This window comes from Halomonas sp. DP8Y7-3, from assembly GCF_019801675.1.
Classification (GTDB): domain Bacteria; phylum Pseudomonadota; class Gammaproteobacteria; order Pseudomonadales; family Halomonadaceae; genus Halomonas; species Halomonas litopenaei_A.
The window spans coordinates 655,248-666,794 of record NZ_JAHVIO010000003.1 but is presented as its reverse complement, the minus strand read 5'-3'; the positions used below and the strand labels follow the sequence as shown (position 1 = coordinate 666,794).

The following is an 11,547-nucleotide window of genomic DNA, read 5'->3' as shown; positions in this document are numbered from 1 at the left end:
CGTTCAATCTGAGCCATGATCAAACTCTTCAGTTTAAAGTCTGATAGTCCGTTAAGCGGACCAAACTTGGCTCAAGGTTCAAACGTCTCGTTTGACGAGTCGCTTGCCTTGATATTTCAGTGACATTGTCACTGACTCATCGGCAAGCGCCCACATGAATTACCTGATCAATTTTTAAAGAGCGTGCTCTTGGCTCTAGTGAGCTCAATGAGCGTCTCGCTTTGCTGCACCGCAGCTCGAATCATCAACCCGAGCGCTTTGCTCAGCGCCCTGCGAGGAAGGCGTATTCTACAGAACCGAAGCGTTTCGTCAAGCGCTTTCTTTTGCGTCCTGCAAGCGATGCTCGCAGACTTCAAAAGAGAGCGAAGCGTGCCTCAGTACATCTTTCAATGCCCTGTCGGCGACTCCGATCAAGTGGCGAGCATTCTACCGATTTCTCGTTGCTCGTCAAGCAGTGATTTTTTTTCGAGAAGCTTCAAAAAGCCTTTCCAAATCAACTACTTTTACCACTCTTTACCGCCTGTGACGTTTGCTCGTCGCCGGCAGCGGATGCGTACTTTACGGATCTCGAGGCAGCTTGGCAATAGCCTGAATCAAAAAAACTCATCAGAGCATGACGGCTCTGTTATGCCCTCGCCATAACGTCCGCGGGGACCCACCTTTAGTCGCCGTCATTGCCACATCCATACACCGTCGCAAGGCATCAGCACGCAAAAGGCCCTGGCATCGCCAAGGCCTTCACGCCACTACACCTGGCAAGAGACCTCGCAAGACGCCTCGCAAGACACCTTGCAGGGAACGAGCACTAGCGCGCCGAAAGCGAAGACCATCAAAGGACCAGCAAAAGACCAGCCTCTGTTTAGGCCATGTGACGCTTACCACATACCCGGTTGCGTCCGGCGTGTTTTGCAGCGTACAGCTCTTGATCCACGCGCTCAAATAGCGACGTAAACGTCTCCCCCTTGGTGTAAGCACCGACGCCCATGCTGATGGTGATGTTCAACTGCTGACCGTCTGCAAGTTCGATCTGGCTCTGGCTGATGGCCTGACATACACGCTGCGCCGCGCTCATGGCCTCCTCCAATGCGGCATGACGCATGACGATAACGAACTCCTCGCCTCCGGTACGGGCCACCAGGTCACCATCACGCAGACACTGCTCAACGGCCTGACCGAGCCACACCAAGACCTGGTCTCCTACCACATGCCCATAGTGGTCATTCACTTGCTTGAAGAAGTCGATGTCCAGCACAGCCAGGGCAAAGCCCGTCCCCCGTGAAGTGCTCTCCTCTATAAGTTCGTCGACATAGCGATCGAGCTGCGCCCGATTGGGCAATCCCGTGAGCGGGTCACGCAATGCCTGATCTTCCAGCTCGTCGCGCTCCCTCTTGATTCGCGCTACGTCCAGTTCGTTGGTAATCACTCGCTCTACTGCACCGGTCAGCAGACGCACCAGCTCAATATCAACCTCTGAAAAGGGCTGGCGACGAGGTCTAGCGCTGGAAAAATTAAGCGTTCCCCAGACGGAGCCCTCTATCCAAATGGGCGCACCAATATAGGTTTCCAACTGAAACGCCTGGTAACAGGGGTGCCCGCTAACACGCTCATCACACCTGGCATGATGGGTAGCAAAGACGTCACACGCATCAAGGGTAAGACGGCAATACGTATCCCCCAGAGGAAAGGTATCCCCAGGACCTACCGGCGCCCCATCACTGGCCGCCCAGCGCACGCTGTACTGCTCACCCACCACCTCGCTGACCAGCGCGATGTCCAGGCCCAGGTAAACAAGGGCATCTCGCAGCAGCATATCGACAATCTCGGACGTCTCGATATCCGTGCGGTTAACGCCGGTGTGCACATCCCGTAGCAGCTGGATCATCGACCGGTATTCAGAGACGTCCTGAATGATGGCGTAGAAGCCCGCGACACCGTCATCCACGATATCCGGCAAGTAGTTCACCTTGAAAAATGCTCTCCTGCCATCCTGCAATACCAGCGCATCTTCGTAGCTGACCTCTACCCCCGCCAGGGCACGCGCGAAGCGCGGCTGAATCTTCGCATAGGAGGAGGCGTCGAGCACCGATGCCACCGGCTGACCTGCCAATTCAGACGACGTAAGGCCAATGAAGTCCTGATATGCCTGATTGTTGAAGCGAAAGCACAGGTCTCGATCCACGTAGGCCACCATGACTGGAAGATGATCCGCTAGCCGAGCCACCACACCATGGTCAGGTCGTTGCTGCATCGGCAGACGCAGCACCATGCTGCCATCAGGCAGCATCACGTAAGCCGAGCTACGGCTTTGCCCCCTTCCCTGCTCATCCCACTGCCTGCCCGCACCCGCCATGGCTTCTGCAAGCCTGGCGGAGTGCCCCTGCAGCTCCGACAACGAACGTCCGACAACCTCATCGCGAGATCCTCCCAACACCGACGCACAATCGCCGGCCACGTCTAGCACCACCGCCGCTGGCGACACCCTGACGAGTACCGTCCCGGCAAGCGTCAATGCTTCTCGCACCCAGGCATACTGGTCCATGCTGGCTCTCCTGGTCGTTCCCCTGACGTGATAGGACGCACAAGCATCCTTCTGGCCTGCTCATGAATTTGGCTGTTTGTATGGTTGAATGCATCAGAATTTTCCACGCTGCGTGGACAGCACGTTCGCTCACGGTGCTCAAGAGGCGAATGCCATGTATTACCAGAACTTGATGGCGATCGAGAGAGCTCTCTCGCTCACGTACCAAGGACATGCCGCCTGGCTGGTGACTCAACTGGGCAGCGCTTACGGTCTTGTGGATTACCGTATGCAGACCACTCAAGCGGAGCCGGTTGACGACGACGGCAACGCCTACCGACTACCGCATCCGTTTAAGGACCAGCGCCAGCACGCCGACGTCCATCACTCCCCCCTGACGACAGTCCATGTCAGCCAGGGTCGCGACCACGTCGCGGAACTACTGCTGCCGGACAGCCCGACACAGACCCATCTGGAAGTCCTGCACGCGACGCTGCTCGGACAACCTTCGCTGGTTCGCCTTATCAACTTAAATGGCTCCCCCGCCCGACTGAGGCGTGCCGAGCAACATGAGCCACTGGTACAGCAATGCGATCAGCTGCTTGCGCTGCTGGTCCAACCTGCGCTGCGCCTGGTAATGGCTGGGCAGATCAGGGACGTACATCGTATTGGCCTGCATGCCCATCAGAGGGGATTCGAAGTCATCTGGTGCAGAGGCCAGCCAGGCACTGCGCTTGCCGAGGACACTGTCTCACCAGACACTCCCACGTCAGGCCTGTCCTTTCCCATGTCAGACCTGTCCTTTCCCATGGAAGTCCAGCACGCTGAAGCTGCCCACTTTCTTGCCGGCGGCGGAGGGCATCGGCGCACCCTCGTGCTGAACGCTACCTCTGATACGTCGCTGGCAGAGGTGGCGAAGAGCTCGGGTTGCTTCGACTGCAACAACAACCCCCATCCCAGGCTCTCGGAGACGACCCACTGGCTGGATCGGGCCTGCCAAACACTGTCACTCGAGGGGCGTTAGCGGCGCGATGCTTCCGCAACGAGCGCCCTACCTTTCTGCAATTGACAGCCCCGCGAGCCGGCCCTAGTCTGGACCTCTTCCTAGGGGAGCCCTATTGGCCATACAGGTCGTGACAGCGCCGCGACAGTGCTGTATCGCACCAAGGCCATAGCACGGGGCTGAGATTCCGCATTGCGCGGTAACCCTTTGAACCTGATCCGGGTCATGCCGGCGAAGGGAAGGATGGTTGCCGCACTCCCTCTTTCTTCCTGCCCGCCGTCCGTCCCGATGTCCACTGGTCCCTGCGGACAACGATAAGAAAGAGGTTTCTCTCGATGATGCTCGACCCTCTCTGGACGGCGCTGTGGCTGCTGCTGTGCGCTGCCATCTTTGCCATTCCAGGCCTGCTCTACGCCCGACGCCGTCGGGGCGGCCTTGATGACTACATCTCCGCACGTAACAGTCAGAACACTCGTGCCACGGTGCTGACGTTGATTGCCACCACACTGGGCACCTGGATCCTGTTTGGACCGGCCCAGGCTGCCACCTGGGGCGGTATCGCGGCGGTCATTGGCTACGCGCTCGGCTCCATGGTGCCTCGCCTGGTGATGATTCCTCTTGGTCGACGCATGCGGGAGCTGATTCCCGAAGGCCACGGCCTGACCGAGTTCGTGATCCACCGCTACGGCCGCACGATGTATGCGTTCACCCTGGCGATTATGCTGTTCTACCTGTTTATCTCTCTGGCTGCAGGGCTGACCGCCATCGCCCATATGGTGACCCTGCTGGCCCCCATCCCCCTCTGGCTGACCGCCAGCGTGGTGATGGTCGCTACCCTGCTCTACACCTTTTACGGCGGCCTGCGCACCACCATCTTCACTGACAAGGTGCAGATGCTGGTGATCCTGCCACTGCTGGCTCTCTTGCTCATGTTTGGCTGGCAGGCGGCGGGTGGCGTTGCGCCGACGCTCGAGGGGCTGCGCGAGCGTGCTCCGCAACTGCTGGATATCACCGATGCTGGCGGCCTGCGCGCTGGCCTGACCTTCTTTCTCGCGGTGATGCTGACGGGTCTGTTCTACCAAGGAACCTGGCAGAGGATCTATGCGGCCCGGGATACTCGCGTGCTCAGGCGTGGCTTCTGGATCGCGGGACTCTTCAACTTCCCGGTCATCGTGCTCATGGGTCTGTTCGGTCTGGCGTTCATCGGCCTGGGACTTGAGGGAGACGGCTCCGTCGCTCTGTTCAGCGTATTGTTGTCCGACGTGCCTCTGTGGTTTGCCTTGGCCCTGATTCCTCTTGGCCTTGCGCTGGTAATGAGTAGCGCCGACACAACGATCAATGCCACCTCCAGCATTATCGCCGTCGACATGCACAGGCTGCTGCCCCAGGCCAGTGAGGCGGCCTTGATGAGAATGGCGCGCTGGCTCATCGTCGTCGCTGCAGTACCAGTGACGTGGGTCGCTGCGCAGGGCTACAGCGTCCTCTACCTGTTCCTGCTGGCAGACCTGCTGTGCTCTGCCGCAGCCTTTCCGGTGTTTTTCGGCCTGTTCAACCGCCGCTATCACGGTCGCAATGCAGTGATCAGTACCGCAGCAGGTCTGCTGGCCGGACTGTGGATGTTCCCCTCGCCTAACGGTGGCACCGCGACGCTACTGGAATCCTTCCTGCTGGCTGCCTTTGTTCCGGTGCTGGTATCTCTCGTCCTGATGAAGCTGATGCCATCTCGGGAGAGCTACGACTTCGACCGAATGAGCGGCCTGGTGAGACGCTTCCAGAACTAAGGAAACGCTGAATAAATGTTTCGAGCGATGACAGGTCGGTAGCTGCCGGAGCGGAAAGACCGGAGTTTACATGCGGTTAAATGAGGATCTTGAGCACCGCCAGCAGCCGAGATATCGAGCGCAGTAATTTATGCAGTGTTTCCCTAAGGCAATCAAACCGACGCCACTGAACCGACACCATAACGGCGGGGCGAGCTCCCCCGCTGTTATGGCGGATGTCTGTAGAGGCTGTCGTGCCTAGCAGCAGTGTGAACAAGACGCCAGCTCAGCAGCTGGGGCGTGACAATCCAAGATGGTCGCGCAGCGTCTTGCCCTCATATTCCCGGCGGAAGACCCCACGTCGCTGCAATTCCGGCACGACCTGCTCGACGAAGTCCTCGATGCCGTGAGGCAGTGAGGGTGGCATCAGGTTAAAGCCATCAGCCCCACCCTGTTCGACCCAGCGCTGCATCTCATCGGCAATTCCCTCCGGCGTGCCGACCATCGTGCAGTGCCCACCTCCGGCGGCGAGCCGCCCCATTAGCTGTCTCAGGGTTGGCCGTTCACTCTCGATAATGCGCAGGATGGTGGCATAGCGTCCTTTCGGACCCGTAAAAGCCTCCTGCGGCGGCAGCGCGGGCACGGGCGCATCCAGCTCCCAGTGACTGACGTCCTGGCCGATAAACTGGCTCAACTGTCGCCGCGAGGCCTCTACCGGCAGCAACTCGTCGAGTTCACGCTGCTTGCGTCGGGCCTCTTCCTCGGTAGACCCGACGTAGGTCACAAGCCCCGGCATGATCGCCACCCTTGGACGGCCTGCGGCTTTCACCCTCGCCTTGAGGTCAGCGCAGTAAGCCTGGGCCGATGGCAGGTCGTAGGCCACCGCGTAAATGGCTTCGGCATAGCGTGCCGCCAGGTCACGCCCCTGTGCTGATGCCCCGGCCTGAAATAGCACGGGATGGCCCTGTGGCGAGCGCGGCACCGTCAAGGGGCCATCGACCAGAAAATGCTCGCCGCGGTGATGAATCGGTTGCACTAGACCAGCATCCGCATAATCGCCGTGGCGATCTCGCAGCAGCGCGCCATCGCTCCAGGAGTCCCACAGCGCCAGCACGGTATTGGCAAACTCTTCCGCTCTAGCGTAGCGCTGCGCGTGGCCCGGCATGCCTTCCAGGCCATGATTGCGCGCCTCGCTGTCGAACATTGACGTCACCAGATTCCACCCAAGCCGTCCGCCCGAGATATGGTCCAGCGATGCCAGCATGCGAGCCGCATGAAAGGGCGTATAGAAGGTGCTGGAGACGGTCGAGATCAGGCCGATATGCTGTGTGGCACGCGCCATCGCGGCCAGCATTGTCAGCGGCTCCAGGGTCCACAGCGGACCGTCTGCGACATTGCCCGCGGCATGGCCATCGGCAAAGAAAACCGCGTCCAGGCGACCGCGTTCGGCAAGCTTGGCCAGCTCTTCGTAGTAGGCGATATCCGCCAATCGCTCGACGCTGGAATCAGGGTGTCGCCAGGCCGCCTTGTGATGACCGCAGCCCAGGATGAAGAGATTCAAGTGCATGGAGGTCATCAGCCTTTCACCAGTCCGCCATCGACAATCAGATTCTGCCCGGTGATGGCCCTGGCCCACGGAGAAGCCAACAGCAGTACCGCGTCTGCAAACTCTTGCGGGGTGGTCACCCGTCGCAGCGGTGTGTTGGCGGCGATGAGGTCAAACACCGCGTCTGGTGTGGCCTTGGAAGCGTCCGTCGTGCGCAGCAAGCCTCCGGACACCATATTGACGCTGATATTGTCTGGGCCGAGATCCTGCGCCAGCGTACGCGTCAGCGACAGCAGCGCCGCCTTGGCCGCGGTGTAGTCGTGATACGGCACCACCGGGTTCTGGAACAGGTTGGTACCGATATTGATGACACGCCCGACACCCGCCTCGCGCATGCCGGGAAGCGCTGCCTGCACCGTGTTGAGCGCACCACGCACCACACCCTGAAGTTGATGGTCCAGATGCTCCCAGCTCAGCGAGTCAGGCCCAGGCCGTGCGTCCCCATTGAATGCAAAGTCCGGCAGCGCATTGTTGACCACGGTAGTCACAGGCCCACCGAAGCGCTCACTGGCCCTCGCCAACATGGCCTCCACGCCATCCCGATCGCACACATCCGCAGCGACGGCCAAGGCGTGTTCCGGGTAATCAGCGACCAGCGCCCGGGCGCCTTCTTCGCTGCGGCGGTAGTTGACCACCACGCGAGCGCCTTCTCGCAGGAAGGCGCGTGCCAGGTGAGCGCCCAGACCACGTCCTGCGCCGGTAATCAGCACAATTTGAGCGGAGATATCAGGCGCAATGGGGGCGACAACAGGAGAGGTATCGGGAGGGGTCATGCGATGAGTCCTTGGTCGAGGCGGGGAACGCACGTCGAGCCAGGGACAGACGACTGCGCTGACATCCCTTCGCCGGTATGAACTGGATCAGGTTCGACGGGTATTTCTCAGCCCTGGCTCAGCCAGGACACCCCGTGTCATGCGATCTCGACCTTAGCCCATCACCTTGCCCGGAACAAGACAGCGGGTATCAAGCAGGTGAAAGGGCCTACCCTGATTTGCCATCCTGGCACACGCCGCGACAACCCTATCGCGCCCCGGCCCCTTCACCAATCAAATGTATACACATTTAAGCGACGTCTTTCGACCTGCACGGCCTTGGGCTTTGCTTGCCTTCCCGCTGTGACTCTCGCCCATTCTCCCCCTCTATCCTGCCCCTCTCGTCTACCTTGTTACCACCCCCTACTTTGGTACTACCCATTATCGGATCGACGCTTAGAAGGATATTCAACGTATTGTTTATCAAAAATAAATTAATATAAGAGTGATCTATCTTTCATCATGAAAGGGAGCTGACGTGATCGCCAGCTCACTCGGCTCTAGCCTTTTCGATCTTTATTGTATATACATTATGACGGATTGACGGACCGCATCAGCGGTTCGCCAAGGAAGCGCTGAGCACCTCCGCTCAGGCATCGGTGCAGCGTTTCCCTAAGCCTGCCACACGCACCTGTGAGATCGGCCGATGACAACACCCGACAATGCTGATCCACTGCGCCACCTGGTAACGCCATCACCCGTGGAGAACAAGAATATGTCCGCCTCCAGCAGAAGGCCGCTAAGAAAAGCCGTCTTCATACCCACCTTTTCCATCATCATGGTGGCCGTGGCCACTGGCCTCATCAACAACGGCATGCTGGTCGATGTTGCCAAAGGGGTCTTCTACATCTCCCTGTCTGACTTTGGCTGGCTGTATCAGCTGATTGCCATAACGGCCCTGGTGGTGTCGGGCTTCATCTTCTTCTCCCGGGCCGGTGATATTCGGCTGGGTGGCAAGGATGCAACGCCTACCTTTTCCTTCGCTGCCACCTTCGCCATGGCGCTGACGGGGGGGATTGCCACGGGGGTCGTCACTTACTCCGTCAATGAACCGATCATCTATCTAGGTAACATCTACGGCGAAATCAGTCACCAGAGCTTCGCTCCCGGCAGTGGCGAGGCCGCCATCTTTGCCTTGGCAAGAAGCTTCCACAACTGGTCATTCATTCCCTACGCACTTTATTCCATCGTGGGGCTGATGATCGGCTACATGCACTTTAACCGCAGTGAACGCTTCTCGATCGCCTCAACCGTCAGCCCCGTACTGGGCAGGCATGGCAGCAAGATCTGGGTAAGGTCCCTGATCGATATCATTTCCGTTCTGGCCATCGCGCTCGGCCTGGCCTCTTCTCTTGGCGCAGGTCTGGCATTGATCAGCTCAGGCATCGAGGCACAGTACGGCATCGAATCCAACGCCATGACCTGGCTGGTGCTGACGATTGCCATCTCGGCGATCTTCATCACCTCCGCTGTCTCGGGATTGAAACGCGGCATCCGCGTGCTGTCATCGATCAACGCCTATATCTTCTATGCCTTCGTCGCGATTCTGATCATTGTCGGGCCCCTCAACTATATTCTGAGCCTGTCGGTGACAAGCCTCGGCTACTGGGCAGACAACTTCTTTCTTTGGGCATTCGATACCAAGGAGTCTGGTGGCGAAGCGCTGGTCACCTGGTGGACGATGTATGACTGGTCGATCTGGATCGCCTACGCCCCCCTTATGGGACTGTTTCTGGCCCGTATCTCCTACGGCAGAACGCTCAGGGAGTTCCTCATCATCAACTGGATTCTGCCCTCGGTCTTCGGCCTGGTCTGGTTTGCCATCTGGGGTGGGTCCGCCCTCAAATGGCAGATGGATGGAACGCTGGATCTGATCAGCATCATCAATGACAGCGGCGCCGTATCCGGACTCTGGGGCTTCCTCCAGCACCTGCCCATGGCCAGCCTGCTGGTACCGCTGGCGATTTTCACCCTGGTCATTTCGTTTGCAACGGCGGCAGACTCCATGTCATCGACCATCGCGACCATCTGCACCAGCAACATGTCCGCAGAAGAGGAGTCGCCCAAGCAGCAGAAGATTCTGTGGGGCCTGTCGATCGCGGCTATCGCCTATGTGATGGTGGCCTTCGGCGGGGGCGCCCAAGGCGTCGATGGCATCAAGTATCTTGCCGCAGCGGGAGGTTTTACCGTGGTCTTCCTGTTCGTGCTGATATTGATTAGCGCCGTACGAACCTTCATGACTCGCTCCCCCCAGGGTGCTGCTAAGCAGCCGGCCGAAGTCTCTCAGCCGGTGACGGGAGGCGTGAATGAGTAACCAGGTCGTCATCTCAGATGCAGCCCCCGGCTGGCTGGAGGTCATCGCCGTCGCACGCCATGGAAGCGAGCTGACGCTGGATGAGGGTCGCTGGGCACGCATCGAGCGGGCCCGCCAGGTGGTCGAGCAGATGGCGGATGCCAGCACTCCCTACTATGGCATCAACACCGGCCTGGGAGCGCTGTGTGACGTGGTGCTGGATCGCCAGCAACTGAGTGACCTGTCGCGCAATACCCTGATGAGCCATGCCTGCGGAGTCGGAGCTCCCCTGCGGGTCGAACAGGTCCGTGCCATCATGTGCTGCGCGGTCATCAACTGGAGCCATGGGCATTCGGGCATCAGCCCGGGCATCGTCCAGGGACTGCTGGCATTTCTTAATATGGGCATCACCCCGGTGGTGCCAGGCCGGGGGTCCGTGGGCTACCTCACACACATGGCCCATATTGGTCTGGCCTTGCTAGGCGTCGGTGAGGTCGACCATGCCGGTGAACGACGCCCCGCCAGCGACGTGTTCGCTCAGCATGCGCTGACGCCCGTCGTGCTGGGTCCCAAGGATGGGCTCAGTCTGGTCAATGGCACCGCCGCGATGACAGGGCTTGCCTGTATCGCCCTGGACGATGCCCATGTGCTGGCCGACTGGGCCGACGCCATCGGCGCTGCCAGTTTCGAGGCGCTGTCAGGCCAGCAGGCTGCCTTCGCGCCTGAGGTGCTGGCGCTGAAGGGTCAGCCTGGCGTGGTGCGCAGTGGCGCCAACTTGCGGCGACTGCTGGCCGACAGCCAGCACCTGCAGCAGTGTCAGGGCCACCACCTGCAGGATGCGCTCAGCCTGCGGGCCATGCCCCAGGTCCATGGCAGTTGCCGGGAACAGCTTGAGCACGCGATACGCCTGGTCGACGGAGAGATCAGCGCAGCTACCGACAATCCTCTCGTGATCGGCGACGGCCCACATGCCAGGATCGTGTCACAGGCCAATCCTCATGGGGCGCCGGTCGCCCTGGCCTGTGACAGCCTCGCCATGGCGGTGTGTGAGTGGGCATCTATCTCGGAGCGTCGAAGCTATCGCCTGGTCACTCCCCAGGCCAGCGAGCTTCCCGCCTTTCTCACCCGCGACAGCGGAGTGAAGTCCGGACTGATGATTGCCCAGTACACGGCAGCGTCGCTGGCGGCAGAGGTCAAGCGACTGGCTCTGCCCGCATCGGTCGATAACTATCTCACCTCTGGTCTGCAGGAAGATCACCTTAGTTTCGGCGACAGCGCTGCGCTCAAGCTCGACCAGGCGCTGGAAGGCGCTCTTCGCGTGCTCAGTATCGAGCTGTTGCTGGCCGTTCAGGCATTGGACTTGATTCCGAACACGGGCTTTGGCCTGGGAGCCGAGCTCACACGGCACCTGGTTAGAGACCGTGTCGATCACTATGACGAAAGTCGGCCGCTGCATCAGGACATGGAACAGGCCCTGTCGCTACTGAAAAGTGCCACCGCCATCGCGGAGGTACGACGTCTACTCAACGCGTGAGATGACCGTCCTTGCTTGCCC

General features: G+C 59.8%; 7 protein-coding genes and 2 riboswitches. Of the genes, 4 read left to right on the top strand and 3 right to left on the bottom strand.

Features of this window, described 5'->3' with window-relative positions; genetic code table 11:
* Window positions 1–859: 859 nt before the first annotated feature.
* Window positions 860–2,539, bottom strand: coding sequence for a diguanylate cyclase (locus tag KUV86_RS05205; protein ID WP_222483863.1), 1,680 nt, complete (start codon window positions 2,537–2,539; stop codon window positions 860–862).
* Between the two features lie 268 nt (window positions 2,540–2,807).
* On the opposite strand from KUV86_RS05205, the gene KUV86_RS05200 reads away from it, so the two are divergent.
* Window positions 2,808–3,542: a hypothetical protein gene (locus tag KUV86_RS05200; protein WP_222483861.1), complete on the top strand. Its 735-nt coding sequence runs from the start codon at window positions 2,808–2,810 to the stop codon at window positions 3,540–3,542.
* A gap of 72 nt (window positions 3,543–3,614) precedes the next feature.
* Window positions 3,615–3,778: riboswitch (TPP riboswitch) on the top strand.
* Between the two features lie 78 nt (window positions 3,779–3,856).
* Window positions 3,857–5,302, top strand: coding sequence for a sodium:solute symporter family protein (locus tag KUV86_RS05195; RefSeq protein ID WP_222483859.1), 1,446 nt, complete (start codon window positions 3,857–3,859; stop codon window positions 5,300–5,302).
* 265 nt (window positions 5,303–5,567) lie between these two features.
* Here the strand turns inward: KUV86_RS05195 and KUV86_RS05190 are convergent, their stop codons facing one another.
* Window positions 5,568–6,857, bottom strand: coding sequence for an LLM class flavin-dependent oxidoreductase (locus KUV86_RS05190; RefSeq protein ID WP_261397538.1), 1,290 nt, complete (start codon window positions 6,855–6,857; stop codon window positions 5,568–5,570).
* Window positions 6,857–7,660, bottom strand: a complete 804-nt coding sequence (locus KUV86_RS05185; protein WP_222483857.1) for a 3-oxoacyl-ACP reductase — start codon at window positions 7,658–7,660, stop codon at window positions 6,857–6,859. The genes KUV86_RS05190 and KUV86_RS05185 overlap by 1 nt, the downstream gene beginning before the upstream one ends.
* A 47-nt stretch (window positions 7,661–7,707) precedes the next feature.
* Window positions 7,708–7,805: riboswitch (TPP riboswitch) on the bottom strand.
* 540 nt (window positions 7,806–8,345) lie between these two features.
* Between KUV86_RS05185 and KUV86_RS05180 the strand changes: the two genes are divergently transcribed.
* Together KUV86_RS05180 and hutH are read left to right on the top strand one after the other, a co-directional pair.
* A complete protein-coding gene (locus KUV86_RS05180; protein ID WP_261397537.1) occupies window positions 8,346–10,013 on the top strand; it encodes a BCCT family transporter in 1,668 nt (555 codons plus the stop codon).
* A complete protein-coding gene (gene hutH, locus KUV86_RS05175; RefSeq protein ID WP_222483856.1) occupies window positions 10,006–11,526 on the top strand; it encodes a histidine ammonia-lyase in 1,521 nt (506 codons plus the stop codon). Before KUV86_RS05180 ends, hutH begins: the two co-directional genes overlap by 8 nt.
* The last annotated feature ends 21 nt before the right edge of the window (window positions 11,527–11,547 follow it).